General features: G+C 61.0%; 13 protein-coding genes. 7 read left to right on the top strand and 6 right to left on the bottom strand.

Going from position 1 to position 17,149, the window contains the following annotated elements:
* Positions 1–7 precede the first annotated feature (7 nt).
* Both CFBP1590_RS07565 and CFBP1590_RS07570 read right to left on the bottom strand, forming a co-directional pair.
* Positions 8–997 (bottom strand): 2-hydroxyacid dehydrogenase, encoded by a 990-nt coding sequence (locus CFBP1590_RS07565; RefSeq protein WP_088234773.1) that lies wholly within the window; start codon positions 995–997, stop codon positions 8–10.
* A 416-nt stretch (positions 998–1,413) separates the two neighbouring features.
* A complete protein-coding gene (locus CFBP1590_RS07570; RefSeq protein WP_088234774.1) occupies positions 1,414–4,167 on the bottom strand; it encodes a response regulator in 2,754 nt (917 codons plus the stop codon).
* 247 nt (positions 4,168–4,414) lie between these two features.
* Here CFBP1590_RS07570 and cysM point away from each other — a divergent pair, with 247 nt between their 5' ends.
* The 5 genes from cysM to CFBP1590_RS07595 all read left to right on the top strand — a co-directional run bounded on the left by cysM (position 4,415) and on the right by CFBP1590_RS07595 (position 10,551).
* Positions 4,415–5,317 (top strand): cysteine synthase CysM, encoded by a 903-nt coding sequence (cysM, locus tag CFBP1590_RS07575; RefSeq protein ID WP_088234775.1) that lies wholly within the window; start codon positions 4,415–4,417, stop codon positions 5,315–5,317.
* Positions 5,317–6,672, top strand: a complete 1,356-nt coding sequence (rlmD, locus tag CFBP1590_RS07580) for a 23S rRNA (uracil(1939)-C(5))-methyltransferase RlmD (RefSeq protein ID WP_088234776.1) — start codon at positions 5,317–5,319, stop codon at positions 6,670–6,672. The genes cysM and rlmD overlap by 1 nt, the downstream gene beginning before the upstream one ends.
* Before the next feature lie 157 nt (positions 6,673–6,829).
* Entirely contained in the window at positions 6,830–9,073 is a 2,244-nt protein-coding gene (relA, locus tag CFBP1590_RS07585) for a GTP diphosphokinase (protein WP_025993800.1), read from the top strand.
* Positions 9,074–9,148: 75 nt separating this feature from the next.
* Entirely contained in the window at positions 9,149–9,982 is an 834-nt protein-coding gene (mazG, locus tag CFBP1590_RS07590; RefSeq protein ID WP_088234777.1) for a nucleoside triphosphate pyrophosphohydrolase, read from the top strand.
* Positions 9,983–10,008: 26 nt separating this feature from the next.
* Complete coding sequence (locus CFBP1590_RS07595; RefSeq protein ID WP_088234778.1) at positions 10,009–10,551, top strand: DUF2058 domain-containing protein; 543 nt, start codon at positions 10,009–10,011, stop codon at positions 10,549–10,551.
* A gap of 68 nt (positions 10,552–10,619) precedes the next feature.
* Here the strand turns inward: CFBP1590_RS07595 and CFBP1590_RS07600 are convergent, their stop codons facing one another.
* From CFBP1590_RS07600 to purM, 4 genes are all read right to left on the bottom strand, one after another.
* Positions 10,620–10,799, bottom strand: coding sequence for a hypothetical protein (locus CFBP1590_RS07600; protein WP_088234779.1), 180 nt, complete (start codon positions 10,797–10,799; stop codon positions 10,620–10,622).
* Between the two features lie 1,286 nt (positions 10,800–12,085).
* On the bottom strand, positions 12,086–12,799 hold the full coding sequence (locus CFBP1590_RS07605) for a DUF3108 domain-containing protein (protein ID WP_004884168.1): 714 nt from the start codon (positions 12,797–12,799) through the stop codon (positions 12,086–12,088).
* Between the two features lie 8 nt (positions 12,800–12,807).
* The gene (gene purN / locus CFBP1590_RS07610) at positions 12,808–13,458 is read right to left on the bottom strand and encodes a phosphoribosylglycinamide formyltransferase (RefSeq protein ID WP_029241405.1); all 651 of its coding nucleotides are present in this window, start codon (positions 13,456–13,458) and stop codon (positions 12,808–12,810) included.
* A complete protein-coding gene (gene purM / locus CFBP1590_RS07615; protein WP_004884166.1) occupies positions 13,458–14,516 on the bottom strand; it encodes a phosphoribosylformylglycinamidine cyclo-ligase in 1,059 nt (352 codons plus the stop codon). Before purM ends, purN begins: the two co-directional genes overlap by 1 nt.
* Positions 14,517–14,872: 356 nt before the next feature.
* On the opposite strand from purM, the gene CFBP1590_RS07625 reads away from it, so the two are divergent.
* Both CFBP1590_RS07625 and CFBP1590_RS07630 read left to right on the top strand, forming a co-directional pair.
* Complete coding sequence (locus CFBP1590_RS07625) at positions 14,873–15,946, top strand: DUF2066 domain-containing protein (protein ID WP_088234780.1); 1,074 nt, start codon at positions 14,873–14,875, stop codon at positions 15,944–15,946.
* 39 nt (positions 15,947–15,985) lie between these two features.
* A complete protein-coding gene (locus CFBP1590_RS07630; protein WP_025993804.1) occupies positions 15,986–17,059 on the top strand; it encodes an AI-2E family transporter in 1,074 nt (357 codons plus the stop codon).
* Positions 17,060–17,149 lie beyond the last annotated feature (90 nt).

The following is a 17,149-nucleotide window of genomic DNA, read 5'->3' on the forward strand; positions in this document are numbered from 1 at the left end:
CGCGAGGTTAACCCTCTACCCGATTCTGCGGCGTGCCTGCCGACCAGGCGACTATGTTGTCCAGCGTGGTGCGGGCGATGGCACCCAGCGCTTCCTTGGTCAGGAATGCCTGATGCGCGGTGACGATCACATTGGGGAAGGTCAGCAGCCGCGCCAGCACGTCGTCCTGCAGCGGCAGGTCGGAACGGTCGGCGAAAAACAGCTGGGCCTCCTCTTCGTACACATCCAGCCCCAGATAACCCAGTTGACCGGTCTTGAGGGCATTGATCAGTGCTGGCGTTTCCACCAGTGCGCCACGTCCGGTATTGATCAGCATCGCACCGGGCTGCAGGGTCGCCAGCGACTGTTCGTTGATCAAGTAGCGAGTCTGCTCGGTCAGCGGGCAATGCAGGCTGATGATCTGCGCCTGGGCCAGCAGGTCAGGCAGGCTCAAGTATTGCGCGCCCAAGGCTTCAACCTCGGGATTGGGGAAGGGGTCATGGGCGAGCAGTTTGCAGCCGAACCCGGCCATGATTTTCGCGAAGGTCGCGCCGATCTGTCCGGTGCCGACGACCCCGACGGTCTTGCCGACCAGATCGAAGCCGGTCAGGCCGTGCAGGCTGAAGTCGCCGTCGCGGGTGCGATTGCAGGCACGGTGCAAGTGACGGTTGAGCGACAGAATCAGCGCCACTGCATGTTCGGCCACGGCATGCGGTGAATACGCCGGAACCCGCACCACGCTCAAGCCCAGGCGCAAGGCAGTTGGCAGGTCCACATGATTGAAACCGGCCGAGCGCAGCGCGATCAGCCGTGTGCCGCCCGCCGCCAGTCGTTCCAGTATCGGGGCGCTCAGGTCATCATTGATGAATGCACAGACCACCTCATGACCTTCGGCCAGTGCGGCGGTCTCGATGGTCAGGCGAGCGGGCTGGAAGCTCAGTTCCAGTCCGTCCGGCAGGCGCTCGGCGAGGAAGCTGGCGCGGTCGTATTCCTGGCTGCTGTAGATGAGTACACGCATTGGAAGGTCCTTTTTGCGGAATCAAAACTTGATTGTTCACGCAGATATTGCGGTGCTTGCCTGGGACGCGGAGCGTCCTGAGCTGCGTTCCCGCGCGGAGCGCTCATCGTTATACACAAGTCCGCAAGACGCGCAAAACGGGGCCAAAACGAAACTGACTGAATGCATACCCCTTGGTCGCAGCGAGACTCGAGTGTAACGCTGAGCACAAGCATGGGCATGATCGGCGTGCTTGAGATCACGCTGATCGTTCCCACGCTCTGCGTGGGAATGCCTCCCAGGACGCTCCTCGTCCGCTCTCGAATGTGGCGCAGATGTCTGCCCACGCTCCAGCGTTATCCGCGTCATGCGCTCGGCTCACTGAATCCTTATAACAATGAGCGCGGAGCGTGGGGAAGATAAAAGTTTCTTAATAATCAAGCCGTTACCCGCGCTTCAGCCTCAAGGCGGGTGATGGCCTTGTCCAGGTCGTCCAGTGCGTCTTCGGTGTGCGGTGCGTTCTGTTTGAGCAGGGTTTCGGCGCGCTGGCAGGCGGTGCGCAGTTGCGGGACACCGCAGTAGCGCGTCGCGCCGTGCAGGCGGTGGACGCGTTCGATGAGGCCTTGAATGTCGTCGTTGGCACGCGCCGCCCGAATCGCTTCGCGGTCGGCGTCCAGCGAGGCCAGCAACATGGCCAGCATGTCCGCCGCCAGATCAGGCTTGCCAGCCGCCAGACGCAGCCCTTCTTCGTGATCGAGCACCAAGGGGCCGACGTGGGCGTTGGAGCTTTCGGTCTGGCGTTCCGGTATCGGATTACGCAGCGCAAGCCCAGTCCACTTGAGCACCACCTGCGCCAGTTGCCGTTCGCTGATCGGCTTGGTCAGGTAGTCGTCCATGCCACTTTGCAGCAGCGAGCGTTTTTCATTGGCCATGGCGTGGGCGGTGAGGGCGACAATCGGCAGCGAGGTCTGATTGCGCTCGGTCTCCCACGCTCGAATTGCTTCGGTGGCCTGACAGCCGTCCATGCCCGGCATCTGGACGTCCATCAACACCAGATCGAACGCTTCCTGCTGCACCGCGCTGACCGCCGCGTAACCCCCGTCCACCGCCACGACCTCGGCGCCCATGTCTTCGAGCAGGGTCTGCACCAGCAACAGGTTGGCCGGGTTGTCGTCGACGCACAGTACACGCGGTGCGCGGCTCGACAGGGGCAGGGCGACATCGGTGCGAACGGCCCGTGGTGCGATCAGTTCGGATAGCGCCTTCTGCAATTTGCGGTTGCACGCCGGTTTGGCCTGCAACTGGGTATACACATCGTGCACCGACATCTGGAACAACGCATGCTCGGTGGTCGGGCACAAAACCATCACCTTGCAGTTGAGGTTTTCCAGGTCCCAGATGTGTTGGCGCAGCCGTTCTGGCGAAATCTCCAGCGCTGTCACGCCCAGCACCACCAGGTCGATGGCCTGCGGCGTTTCATGCGCTGCGGTCACGCCGTTGAGCAGGTTCTCCAGATTATTGAAGACCACGGTCTGCAGTCCGCAGTCTTCCAGTTGATGTTCCAGCGCCTGCCGCGCCAGATCGTGATGTTCCAGCACCGCCGCACGCAGGCCTTCCAGAGCCTGATTGGCGGTTTCTTCCCTGTCCTCGCGCGCCTTGGGCAGGTTGAGGCTGATCCAGAATTCCGAACCCTCGCCCGGCGTGCTGTCGACGCCGATCTCGCCGCCCATCTGCTCGATCAGGCGTTTGGAAATCACCAGCCCCAGACCCGTGCCACCCGGCTGCCGGGAAATAGAATTGTCGGCCTGGCTGAATGCCTGAAACAGCGCCCGCACATCCTGGCTCGACAGACCGATGCCAGTGTCCTGCACGCTGATGCGCAGTTGCGCGTGCTCTTCGGTTTCATCTTCAAGCATGGCGCGGGCGACAATCGTGCCCTGACGGGTGAACTTGATCGCGTTGCTGACCAGATTGGTCAGGATCTGCCGCAGTCGCAGCGGGTCGCCCGACAGCGCCAGAGGCGTATCGCGGTAGACCAGACTGACCAGCTCCAGCTGTTTGGCGTGGGCGGCCGGGGCAAGAATGGTCAGGGTGTCCTGCAGCAGGTCCCGCAGGTTGAACGGAATGTTGTCCAGCACCAGCTTGCCGGCCTCGATCTTCGAGAAGTCGAGAATCTCGTTGATGATGCTCAGCAGGTTGTCGGCGGATTTTTCGATGGTGCCCAGGTAATCGTACTGGCGCGGGGTGAGTTCGCTTTTCTGCAGCAAGTGGGTGAAGCCCAGAATACCGTTGAGCGGCGTGCGGATTTCGTGGCTCATGTTGGCCAGGAACTCGGATTTGATCCGGCTGGCTTCAAGGGCTTCCTTGCGGGCCAGATCCAGTTCGATGTTCTGGATTTCGATGGTTTCAAGATTCTGCCTGACGTCCTCGGTCGCCTGATCGATGCTCATCTGCAGTTCTTCCTGCGCATTCTGCAGGGTCGCCGCCATGCGGTTGATACCGGAAGCGAGTTCGTCCAGTTCGCGGCTGCCCAGCGGTGGCAGACGCGTCTCCAGGTTGCCATCCTTCAACTGCGACACGGCCTGCTTGATCTGGCTCAGCGGACCGTTGATGGTGCGGCTCATGCGCACCGCCAGAATGGCCGTGAAGGCCAGTCCGGTGAAAATCAGCAGCAGACTGGCGAACAGGCTGCGATAGCCTCGCAGCAGCGTGCCGTTGTGGGATATTTCCAGTTCGACCCAGCCCAGCAGTGTGTCGGCTTCGGCGGGAATGATCGGGCTGGTCAGGTGACGCTGATGACCGAACACCGGCAGCAGATAGCGCGTGGCGTCATTGCCGGACGAGTTGAGCAATTGGGTGCTGCTGCCGATGGGCGAGGGGCTGATCATGGTCGGCCCGGCGTGGGCAAGTACGCTGCGGTCGGTGTCCAGGAACGACACAGCGCGCACGTCGGCTTGTTCAAGGGTCTGGGTCGCGATCCGGGTCAGCAGGATCCTGTCCTTGCGACCCAGCGCATTGGCCGACAGCGGTGCCAGATCCTGCGCGATCATCTCGCCGCGCTGCAACAGCTGGCTTTGTAACTCGTACAGCTGCATCCAGGTGAAATAGCCACCCAGCACCGCCGCCATCAGGCTGGCGGGCAGAATGGTCAATAGCAGTACGCGGCCTTTTATGCCCAGCTTGTTCAGCACGCTCTTTCTCCAGCAACCGGTATCAGTCCGTCGATTTCAGGCAGCAGTCGCCTGGCCCTATCGGCACGAGGGGATGAGTTTAGCCATTTAACGGCAGCGTGGGCACATTAGTATTGCGGGCCAGATGCACGCAATCTTATAGGTCTCGTTATGCGTTTCAGTTATAGGTCGCGCACTTTGCGTGATATGGGGTTTGAGCGTTTGCCGTTATGATAGGCGCCCCCGCAGTCTGGATTGCGAATACGCCATGACCCTGCAGTATCAAACCGTTGCCGATTGCGTCGGCAACACCCCGCTCGTGCGTCTGCAACGCATGGCGGGTCACACCAGCAATACCCTCTTGTTGAAGCTTGAAGGTAACAATCCGGCCGGCTCGGTGAAAGACCGTCCTGCGCTGTCGATGATCACCCGCGCGGAACTTCGCGGCCAGATCCACGCCGGTGACACCCTGATCGAAGCCACTTCCGGCAATACTGGTATCGCGCTGGCCATGGCTGCCGCGATCAAGGGTTACCGCATGATTCTGATCATGCCGGACAACTCCAGCGCCGAGCGCAAGGCCGCGATGACAGCCTACGGTGCCGAGCTGATTCTGGTCAGCAAGGAAGAAGGCATGGAAGGCGCCCGTGATCTAGCCGAGCGCATGCAGGCCGAAGGTCGCGGCAAGGTGCTGGATCAGTTCGCCAACGGTGACAATCCGGAGGCGCATTACACCTCCACCGGTCCGGAAATCTGGCGTCAGACGGGCGGTACGGTCACGCACTTCGTCAGTTCCATGGGCACCACCGGCACCATCATGGGCACGTCGCGCTACCTCAAGGAGCAGAATCCCGAGGTGCAGATCGTCGGTCTGCAGCCGATGGAAGGCGCATCCATTCCTGGTATCCGTCGCTGGCCCTACGAGTACCTGCCGAAGATTTATCAGGCTGATCGCGTCGACCGCATCATCGACATGGGCCAGACCGAAGCCGAAGACACCATGCGCCGACTGGCCCGCGAAGAAGGCATCTTCTGCGGTGTGTCGTCCGGTGGCTCGGTGGCGGGCATGCTGCGTATTTCCCGCGAAGTCGAAAACGCAGTGATCGTGGCAATCATCTGTGACCGAGGCGACCGTTACCTGTCGACTGGCATCTACGACGCGCCCAACTGATGGCCAAGCATGAGAGAGGGTTGCGCTTCCAGCCGACTGGAGGCGTCAAGTCCGTGCAGGTGCCTGTCGGTAAAAAGCAGCGCCTGACCATCGAACGCCTGTCGGATGACGGGCGTGGTATCGCATTTCTGGAAGGTAGAACCTGGTTCGTCGCGGGCAGTCTGGCGGGCGAAGAGGTTGAAGCGCGGGTGCTCAATGCACGCGGCAAGGTCGTCGAAGCGCGCACCGAGCGTGTGTTCACTGCCAGCGAAATGCGCCGTGCGCCCCTGTGCAAGCACTTCGGGCGTTGCGGGGGCTGCAGCGTGCAACATGTGCCTCATGACGAACAGCTTGCCCTGAAACAGCGCATGCTTGCCGAGCAGCTTCTGCGTGTAGCCAACGTGGCTCCTCAGGAGTGGGCGGCGCCGCTGACCGGTTCCGAACTGGCCTACCGCAGACGTGCGCGAGTCGCCGTGCGCTGGGACGTTAAGGCCAAACGGCTGGACGTCGGCTTCCGGGCAACGGCCAGTCAGGACATCGTCGGTATCGAGGAATGTCCGGTGCTGGTACAGGCCTTGCAACCGATCATGACGCAACTGCCGACGATGCTGCGCAGCCTGAGCAAACCTCAGGCGTTGGGGCATGTCGAGCTGTTCAGTGGTTCTGCCACGGCGGTCCTGCTGCGCCATACCGCGCCGCTGGCCGAGGCGGACCTGGCGATTCTCGAGGCATTCTGCGCAGAGCACGGCGCGCAGTTGTGGCTGCACGGTGAGGGCGATCCGCAACCGGCGAACCCGGACGATCAACTGGGCTATCGCCTGGCGCCCTGGAACCTGCAACTGGACTGGCGTCCGGGGGATTTCATTCAGGTCAACGCGCAGGTCAATACCGCGATGATCGAACAGGCGCTGGAGTGGTTGGCACCTGCGGCCGATGAAAGGGTAATGGACCTGTTCTGCGGCCTCGGCAATTTTGCCTTGCCGCTGGCAGGGCTGGCGAAGGAAGTGGTCGCCGTCGAGGGCGTTGCGACTATGGTCGAACGTGCGGCGGCAAACGCGGTGAGTAATGATCTGCACAATGTGGCGTTTTTTCAGGCGGATCTTTCGCAGCCGCTGACGAACGCGAGTTGGGCAGCCGAGGGGTTTTCTGCGGTACTCTTGGACCCACCGCGTGACGGTGCATTCGAAGTGGTGCGCCAGATCGGAAAAACAGGCGCCCGGCGGTTGCTCTATGTGTCATGCAACCCGGCAACTTTGGCTCGTGATACGGTCGAATTGGTCAATCAGGGCTACCGTTTAAAACGTGCCGGAATACTCGATATGTTTCCTCAGACGGCGCATGTCGAGGCGATGGCTTTATTTGAAATGAGTAAGTGAGCAGCGGTTCATTGGATCGAATCAGCGGCTGACAGGGAATCTCATTTAATCCGACTGGCCCGCGAATGCCGGTCCTTGCTTGCCCGGCAAGTGGCATTCGCTCAGAAGGCTGGCGACTGATGGCGCTATTCATCGCGCCGTAGGGAAGGTAAGCAGCATGGTACAGGTGAGAGCGCACCAGCCGATAAACACAGACGGCAGCATCAACCTCGACGCATGGCTTGATCATATTGTCAGCGTCGACCTGGTCCTGGACCGGGAAGTCATGAAAAAGGCCTGTGAGTTCGCCCGGCAAGCCGAGCAGAACGACAAGGCACTGAAGAATCACTGGGCAGACGGCACCTCCAGTTTCCAGACCGGTCTGGAAATCGCGGAGATCCTGGCTGACCTCAAGCTGGATCAGGACTCGCTGGTCGCAGCGGTCATTTACCGGGGCGTGCGCGAAGGCGTGATTCCGCTGCCGGATGTCGAGCAGCAGTTTGGTGCCACAGTGGCCAAACTGATCGACGGCGTGCTGCGCATGGCGGCGATCAGTGCCAGTCTCAGTCCGCGCCAGTCGCTGGTGCTGGGCAGTCAGGCTCAGGTCGAGAACCTGCGCAAGATGCTGGTGGCGATGGTCGATGACGTGCGCGTCGCGCTGATCAAGCTCGCCGAGCGTACCTGCGCGATTCGGGCGGTGAAGAACGCCGACGACGAAAAGCGCAACCGCGTGGCGCGGGAAGTCTTCGACATCTATGCGCCGCTGGCTCACCGCCTGGGTATCGGGCACATCAAGTGGGAGCTGGAAGACCTGTCTTTCCGCTACCTTGAGCCTGACCAGTACAAGCAGATCGCCAAGCTGTTGCATGAGCGTCGTCTGGACCGCGAGCGATTCATCAGCGACGTCATGTCCCAATTGGAAAACGAACTGCTGGCCACCGGCGTCACTGCCGATATCAGCGGCCGTGCCAAACACATCTATTCCATCTGGCGCAAAATGCAGCGCAAGGGTCTGGCGTTCAGCCAGATCTACGACGTGCGTGCGGTTCGCGTGCTGGTCCCGGAAATGCGCGACTGCTACACCGCGCTGGGCATCGTGCACACCCTGTGGCGGCACATTCCCAAGGAGTTCGACGACTACATCGCCAACCCCAAGGAAAACGGCTACCGCTCGCTACACACTGCGGTCATCGGGCCGGAAGGCAAGGTGCTGGAAGTCCAGATCCGTACGCATTCGATGCACGAAGAGGCCGAACTGGGCGTCTGCGCGCACTGGCGCTACAAGGGCACGGACGTCAAATCCGGCTCCAACCATTACGAAGAGAAAATCTCCTGGCTGCGTCAGGTGCTGGAATGGCACGAAGAACTGGGCGACATCGGCGGGCTGGCCGATCAGTTGCGGGTCGATATCGAACCGGACCGGGTCTACGTCTTCACGCCTGACGGTCACGCCATTGACCTGCCCAAGGGCGCGACGCCGCTGGACTTCGCCTATCGGGTCCATACCGAGATCGGCCACAACTGCCGTGGTGCGAAGATCAATGGCCGGATCGTGCCGCTCAACTACAGCCTGCAGACCGGTGAGCAGGTCGAGATCATCACCAGCAAGCACGGCACGCCGAGCCGCGACTGGCTGAACTCGAACCTGGGTTACATCACCACATCGCGGGCGCGGGCCAAGATCGTTCACTGGTTCAAGCTGCAGGCGCGCGACCAGAACGTCGCAGCCGGCAGAACCCTGCTCGAGCGCGAACTGGCGCGTCTGGCACTGCCGCAGGTCGATTTCGACAAGCTCGCCGACAAGGCCAATCATAAGACCGCCGACGACATGTTCGCCGCGCTCGGTGCCGGTGATCTGCGTCTGGCGCAACTGGTCAACCTGGCTCAGCAGCAGGTCGAACCGGATCGCATGAACGAACAGCTGGAGCTGATTCCGCGCAAGGCCACGGGCTACAAGCCGGGCAAGCGTGGCGATATTCAGATTCAGGGCGTGGGCAACCTGATGACCCAGATGGCCGGCTGCTGCCAGCCGCTGCCGGGCGATGCCATCGTCGGTTACATCACGCAGGGGCGCGGGGTGAGCATTCACCGGCAGGATTGCGCCTCGGTGCTGCAACTGGGCGGGCGCGAACCCGAGCGGATCATCCAGGTCAGTTGGGGGCCGGTGCCGGTGCTCACCTATCCGGTGGACATCATCATCCGCGCCTACGACCGCTCCGGTCTGTTGCGTGACGTGACTCAGGTGCTGCTCAACGAGCGGATCAACGTGCTGGCGGTCAATACCCGCTCGAACAAGGAAGACAACACCGCGCTAATGTCGCTGACCATCGAGATTCCGGGTCTGGACGCGCTGGGGCGGTTGCTGGGGCGTATCTCCCAGCTGCCGAACATCATCGAGACGCGCCGTAACCGGACGCCCTGACTCAAGGCTTCCATAGTCGCCACTGTCCGACGGTATTCCGGACAGTGGCGACATCGCGGTAAAAGAGATTTTGCAATGCACACACTTGAAGACCTCCTGCACCTCATGGCCCGGCTGCGCGATCCGCAGTACGGCTGCCCCTGGGATCTGAAGCAGACCTACGCCACCATCGTCCCGCACACGCTGGAAGAAGCCTACGAAGTGGCCGATGCCATCGAGCAGGGTGACTTCGATCAGCTTCAGGGCGAGCTGGGCGATCTGCTGTTTCAGGTGGTGTTCTACGCCCATCTGGCCCGCGAAGAAGGGCGCTTCGAATTCGAGGGTGTCGTCGATGGCATTGTCCGCAAACTGCTGCGCCGTCATCCGCATGTGTTTCCGACCGGCGAGCTGTATGCGCCCATGGAAACGCCACGCCTGACGGACCAAGAGGTTAATCGGCGCTGGGATGAAATCAAGGCCCAGGAGCGTGCAGAAAAGTCGTCCGCGCCCGAGCAGTTGTCCCTGCTCGACGACGTGCCTGTTGCGCTGCCTGCGCTGAGCCGCGCCACCAAGCTGCAGAAACGCGCCGCTCAGGTCGGCTTCGACTGGCCTGCCGCCTTGCCGGTGGTCGACAAGGTGCGCGAAGAACTCGATGAAGTGCTTGAGGCAATGGTCGATAATGACGCTGACGGCATTGCCGAAGAAATCGGCGATCTGCTGTTTGTTGTGGTGAATCTGGCCCGGCACCTTAAAGTCGACCCGGAAACTGCGTTACGCTCGGCCAACAGCAAGTTCGACAGACGCTTCCGATTTATTGAACAGGCGTTGCGCCACGCCCAGCGACCCATCGAGGAATGCAGCCTCGAAGACATGGACGCGTTGTGGGGCGAAGCCAAACGTCAGGAAAAAAACGCACCCCGCTGCGGCTGAGTGGTTGTTTAAGAGAGAGAAAAGAGATGGCGGGTATTTCACTTCGCGACCAGTTGCTCAAGGCAGGTCTGGTCAACCAGAAGCAGGCCAAGCAGGTCGGCAAGGAAAAGCAGAAAGAGCAGCGTCTGGTGCACAAGGGCCAGGCTCAGGTCGATGACTTGCAGAAGCGCGCGGCTCAGGAAGCGCTGGCCGAGAAGGTCAAGCGCGATCAGGAACTCAATCGTCAGCAGCAGGAGAAGGTCGAGCAGAAGGCCCGTGCCGCTCAGGTCAAGCAACTGATCGAGGCCTCGCGTCTGCCCAAGCTGACTACCGAGGATTACTACAACTTCGTCGATGACAAGAAGGTCAAGCGCATCTCGGTCAACGCGCTGGTGCGAAACAAACTCAGCAGCGGCTCGCTGGCCATCGTCCACCACGGTGGCGGTTACGAGATCATTCCGCGTGAAGCAGCGCTGAAGATCCAGGAGCGCGATCCACGCCGCATTGTGTTGCTCAACACCCCGACCGAAGCGCCGGATGTGGACGACCCGTACGCGGCCTATCAGGTGCCTGACGACCTGATGTGGTAAGCCTCTTCGCCAGCATGACAAAACCCGCCTTGAGCGGGTTTTGTCATTTTACGATTCTGAAATTGCGGTCAATGGTTGCCCTGGCTTTCCAGCGCTTCCAGCTCTTCTTTATACTGATAGGCTTCGGATTCTATGTGAAACATGCCGACCAGTTGATCCTGTTGATGCACGTCCCAGATCTGAATGCCGTCGGCAACGGCTTCGTGAGAGAGGTGGGCGTCGTCGCGTTCAGTAACTCTGACAGTCATAGTGTTAGCTCCTGACTTTGGCAGCCTTGATGGTTAGGCCTCTGGATACTGCGGCGATGTGTCGCAGGACTCTTTTATAGGATCCGTTAGCAGGCTAAGTAAATAGCCCGTTCAGGTTCCGGGTCGGTCAGAAATTAACCGCTGCGCTGCAGCCCTAGAAACACGCGGGCTGCGGCCAAGTATTGATTAAATGAAGGATTTTTCATGTGTCCCGGTGGCGGGTACAACTGCCACAAACGGTGTTGTCTGCTGGTGCGGACGCGGAGCGTCCCGAGAGGCATTCCCACGCAGAGCGCTCATCGTTATACACAAGTCACCTGGCTCTCCAGTGAGACAGCAGCACTGCCGTGCTTTTTTGCGCGATAGTGCGGACACCGCCGATTGCGACGTGGGTGAAGGCTGAGTCCTGGCGCTGATTCGGGGGGCAATCGGCATGGATGCCGATTGAGCTGCACTGGGCCATGGATGGCCCATTTGCAGCGACCCCCGAATCAGTGTCAGGACGAAGGAACCCCGGCGTAGCCGGGGCCGGAACCGGAGCGAAGGACTTTGGCTACTTTGGTCCCTCAAAGTAGCGCGCCGTAAGGGCGCAAAGGTGACCTGAGCCGGGCGCTCGGCTCACTGAGTCCGCAATCTGTGCCATTTGTGACGCAGAGCGTCACGGGAGGCATGCCCACGCGGAGCGATGGGCACGATCAGTGTTAAGGCGGACTTATGTATAACGATGAGCGCGGAGTAGGAACGATCAGCGTGATCTCAAGCACGCCGATCATGCCCATGCTTGCGCTCAGCGTTATACCCGAGTCTTGCTGCGACCACGGACTGTGGGAGGCGGCTTGCCGGCGATGCTTTTTCTGAAGCGATCTATCAGCGACTGAAGTGACGCCATCGCCGGCAAGCCGCCTCTTATCAAACAACCTGTAAGTCACTGAAGAAACGCGATTTGTGGGAGCGGACCGGGCGGCGTTCCGTTTGTCCGCGAAAAGGCCGGTACATCCCACGCATATGCGGTAACTGAAACCCTGCATTCGCGGACAAGTCCGCTCCCACCAAGTTTGCTGCGCGACAGCGCTACGTCGAAGACGTGGTGGCGCCTCCCACAGGGAATGCATTCTGCCGGATACTTACGTTTTAGCTCCGTTTTGCGCGTCTTGCGGACTTGTGTATAACGATGAGCGCAGAGCGTGAGGAACGATCAGCGTGAGACAGTACTGATCGGTGCTGAACGACAGGCAATAAAAAGCCCCGCATCAATCGGGGCTTTGTACTGCTAACAGTCAGGTGAATCAGCTGCCTTTGACAGCCTTGCCGTTGACTGTACCGTCCTGCAGCATGATGTTGTATTCCTTGCCGTCGGTTTCGACCTGTTGCAGGCGGACCAGCAGGTAGTCCCAGTCCTTGGCGAACCACAGTACGGTGATGCGTTTGCTTTGAGTCGGGTCGCGCACGCGCTCGACCTTGATGGCGTCGACCTGACCGGCCTTGGTGTCGACCTTCTCCGAACCCAGCACGCGGAAGTCGTAGGTATCGACTTCGTCGCCATCGACCACCTGATAGCTCATGCTTTTCTTGCCCTCGGCCACGTCATGCTGCAGGGCGAGCTGGTAGGTGGACTTGTCGAGGATGCCACGGTTGAGCGGCAGCTTGATCGCGTCGCCGCGGTCGGTGCCGGTGACGAACTTGGTGTTCCAGTCGAAAGCCAGATCGACCTTCTTGGATTTGCCCAGACCGCTACGCTCGAAGCTGTAGGTCTGTGGCAGCAGGGTGTCCTTGTCGACTTTCAGCGTGCTGACTTCGGACAGGCTGGCGATCATCATCGACGCTTTGAAATTCAGGGTCCAGGTGCCGTTCGGCCCGGCTTCCAGGCTGCGTTCAGCCGTGCCGCTCATGGGCAGCTGTTTCCAGTCGGCGGTGTAGCTGGCGGAGAAGGGTTGAAGGTCTGCGGCCTGTACAGCAGGGATGGCAAGCAGAGCGAAAGCGAAGAGCAGAGCGCGACGCATAATATCTCCTAGTGTCGAATCAAATGGCCGGTGGCCGGGAGTGGCTGGCCATCCAGTAACGCGCCTTCTTCGCCCAGGCTCAATCGGCCCTCGGCGAACCAGCGTATTGCCAGCGGGTAGATACAGTGTTCTTCAACATGCACCCGCTGCGCGAGCGTGGCGGGTGTGTCCTGTAACTGTACCGAAATAACTGCCTGTACGACCAGCGGTCCGCCATCGAGTTCCTCGGTGACGAAGTGCACGCTGCACCCATGCTCGGTGTCGCCGGCCTCCAGCGCCCGTTTATGGGTGTGCAAACCTTTGTAGCGCGGCAGCAGGGAAGGGTGGATGTTGAGCAGACGGCCCTGATAGTGCCTGACGAAGTCAGCGCTCAGTATGCGCATGAATCCGGCCAGTACCACCAGATCGGGCTGAAAGGTATCGATCAGCTCGACCAGCGCGGCGTCGAAGGCTTCGCGACCTTCGTACCCCTTGTGGTCCAGCACGCAGGCTTCGATGCCTGCGTCTCTGGCACGTTGCAGACCGAAGGCATCGTCACGGTTGGAGATGACAGCGCGGATGCGGACGGGGCTGGCCCCGTCCTTGAAACTGTCGATCATCGCTTGCAGGTTGCCGCCGGTGCCGGACAGCAGCACCACGACATTGCAGATGGCTGACATCAATGCGCCTTGAGGTTTTTCAGCTCGACTTGTGCAGCACCTTCGGCGGCGGTGGCGATCTGGCCGATCACCCAAGGCTGTTCGCCCGCTTCACGCAGTACGTTCAGCGCGGTCTCGACGTGCTCCTGAGCCACGCAGATCACCATGCCCACACCGCAGTTCAGTACGCGGTGCATTTCGTTTTCTTCGACGTTGCCTTGCTGCTGCAGCCAGTCGAACACGGCCGGACGCTGCCAGCTGGCGACGTCTACCACGGCCTGGGCGCCCTGTGGCAGAACGCGCGGGATGTTGTCCAGCAGACCGCCACCGGTGATGTGGGCCATGGCCTTGACGGCACCGGTTTCCTTGATGAGCTTGAGCAGCGGCTTGACGTAGATGCGGGTCGGCGCCATCAGCAGCTCGGTCAGCGGCTTGCCGTCCAGCTGGATGTTTTCGATGTCGGCACCGGCCACTTCGATGATCTTGCGGATCAGCGAGTAACCGTTGGAGTGTGGGCCGGAGGACGGCAGTGCCAGCAGGGCATCGCCCGCGGCAACCTTGGAACCGTCAATGATTTCAGCTTTCTCGACCACGCCGACGCAGAAGCCAGCCAGGTCGTAATCTTCGCCTTCGTACATGCCTGGCATTTCAGCGGTTTCGCCGCCGACCAGCGAGCAACCGGCCAGTTCGCAGCCTGCGCCGATGCCGGTCACGACCTGGGTTGCGGTCTCGACGTTCAGCTTGCCGGTGGCGTAGTAGTCCAGGAAGAACAGCGGCTCTGCGCCACAGACCACCAGATCGTTGACGCACATGGCCACCAGATCGATGCCGATGCTGTCGTGCTTGTTCAGGTTCAGTGCCAGACGCAGCTTGGTGCCCACGCCATCGGTGCCGGAGACCAGAACCGGTTGCTTGTAACCAGCCGGGATTTCGCAGAGGGCGCCGAAACCTCCCAGGCCGCCCATGACTTCCGGACGCTTGGTGCGCTTGGCGACGCTCTTGATGCGTTCGACCAATGCTTCACCGGCGTCGATGTCTACACCGGCGTCTTTGTAGCTCAGGGAGGGTTGCTTGCTCATAAAAAATCCAGGCCTTTAGGGGGGATTCGGAGGTATCGACCGCTGCGGTGGGACCCGTTCAGCAAAGTGCTGTCGCGCAGTGCTATGTTGGGCCATCGCGATTGCCGGTCTGCGAAGGCGCGCGATTTTATCAGGCTTGCCCTCGTGGGGCCATCCTTGCGCCGACGGTAGGAGGAGGTTCTACTAAATAAACCTCACAGCCTTGCCTGGGTCGACTTCGACTCCAGATGTTTAGGGTGTACTTTAGGCGGGTAGTGAATGATTGGTGGCAAAGCGCTGTCTCAAGCCTGTCCGTCCAATGAATCCACCTCCTGAAACTGCTCTTTCTTTACCTTTTTTCCGTTCGGGAACTGTCCATGCGTTTTTCCAGAATTCTTCTCATCGGCTGTCTGTCCCTGTTCAGCCTGCCGACCCTTGCTGAAACAGTGAACAACCTTTATCAGGTCCGCGAGCCGGTCAACGGCCAGTCGCCCGATGAGCGTACACGCGCCACTCAGGCGGCCGTCGAAACCCTGGTGCTGCGCCTGACCGGCGACACCAAGGCCGCTCAGGGTTCGGCGCTTGCCGCCTTGCGCAAGGATCCACAGCAGATCATCAGCCAGTACGGTTACGAAGCGGGTCCGCCCGAGACCCTGCTTGTTGATTTCGATCCGGCGACCACAGACCGCGCCTTGCGTCAGGCCGGCTTGCCCATCTGGGGCAGCAATCGCCCGTCGATTCTGGGCTGGTGGCTGAATGACTCGGTCGAAGGTTCCAATCTGGTCGGCGACGGTCAGGCAGCTGCCGAGCCTTTGCGCCGCGCCGCGCAGCACCGTGGCCTGCCGTTGCGTCTGCCGTTGGCTGACCTGAGCGAGCAGGGCATCGGCACCGCCAAGACCCTTGAAGGCACTGATGCCGCGCCGCTCAAGGAAGCCTCCGAGCGTTATGGCGCTGATGCGATCCTGGCGGTTCATGCCAAAGAGGACGCCGGGCAATGGCAAGGCAAATGGAATCTGTGGCTGGGCGAGCAGCGTGAGCAGGGCACCGCTACCGGCGCCACGTCCGACGCTCTGGCTGACGCCGTATTGCTGTCGGTGAGCCAGCGCCTGGCACCGCGCTTCGTCGCCAAGCCGGGCGCGTCCACCGGCCTGCTCATGCAGGTTCAGGGCATGAACCTTGAACGTTATGCGCAACTGTTGCAGTTGCTCGATCCTTTCGGCGTGCGTGTGACGCTGGTCGAAGGAGATCGCGTGACCTTCGAAGTCAACGGCAGCGCCGATCAGCTTCGTTCGCAGATGTCACTGACTAAACTTCAGGAAGTACCGGCGAGCGAGGCGGCAGCGGCTGTACCGCCTGCACCTGCGGCTCCGGTCGATGCGTCAGCGCCTGTCGCTGCGCCAGCTCCAATGATTGTTCCGGCGTCCGCGCCACAATTGTATTTCCGCTGGTAATGCGGCAAGCGTACTTTTCCCCTGGGTTGAGAGACATTGATGACTGATACGCGACGTTGGTTCTGGATTGGCGGGTTGGCCCTGCTGGTCGCATTCGTGGTGTTGCTGCACACGATCCTCACCCCGTTTCTGGTGGCACTGCTGCTGGCCTACATGGGCGATCCACTGGTGGATCGTCTGGAGCGGGCGGGCCTGTCACGCACGTTGAGTGTCGTGGCGGTGTTCGGCCTGTTCACGCTGGTGCTGATGGCCTTGCTGCTGGTGCTGGTCCCGATGCTCGCCAAGCAGCTGTACCGCCTGTACGAGCTGGCGCCACAGATGCTCGACTGGCTGCAGCACTCGGCGTTGCCGTGGGTGCAGGCCAAGTTCGGACTGTCCGACGGCTTCTGGAAGTTCGACAAGATCAAGGCTGCGTTGTCCGAGCACATGGGGCAGGCGGGCGACATCGTGTCCATCGTGCTGTCGCAGGCCACGGCATCAAGCCTGGCGCTGATCGGCTGGCTGACCAATCTGGTGCTGATCCCGGTGGTGTGCTTCTACCTGCTGCGTGACTGGGACGTGATGATGGGCAAGATTCGCGGCCTGCTGCCTCGCCACCGCGAGGGGCAGATCGTTAAGCTGGCGGGTGAGTGTCATGAAGTGCTGGGTGCGTTCATTCGCGGCCAGTTGCTGGTCATGGTCGGCCTCGGCGTTATCTATGCGAGCGGTCTGATGCTGGTCGGTCTGGAGCTGGGGCTGTTGATCGGCGTGATCGCGGGTCTGGCTGCCATCGTGCCCTATATGGGCTTCGTGATCGGCATCGGCTCGGCGCTGGTGGCGGGCCTGTTCCAGTTCGGCGGCGATCTGTACCCGATGATGGGCATCGTTGCGGTGTTCATGATCGGTCAGGCGCTGGAAGGCATGGTGCTCACGCCTTTGCTGGTGGGTGACCGCATCGGCCTGCACCCGGTGGCGGTGATCTTTGCGATCCTTGCCGGCGGCGAGTTGTTCGGTTTCACCGGCATTCTGCTGGCCTTGCCGGTGGCGGCGGTGATCATGGTGCTGGTGCGCCACGTTCATGATGTCTACAAGGACTCGCAGATCTACGCCGGGGCCGAAGACCCTGATCTGTAGGCCCTCCCAGCCGCTGATCAAGCGACCCTTTCACGGACGCAGGCCAGGTCCGTGAAAGGGTCGCAGATACCTCAAACGCCTCATTGCTTT

It is taken from the genome of Pseudomonas viridiflava (genome assembly GCF_900184295.1).
Lineage (GTDB): Bacteria > Pseudomonadota > Gammaproteobacteria > Pseudomonadales > Pseudomonadaceae > Aquipseudomonas > Aquipseudomonas viridiflava.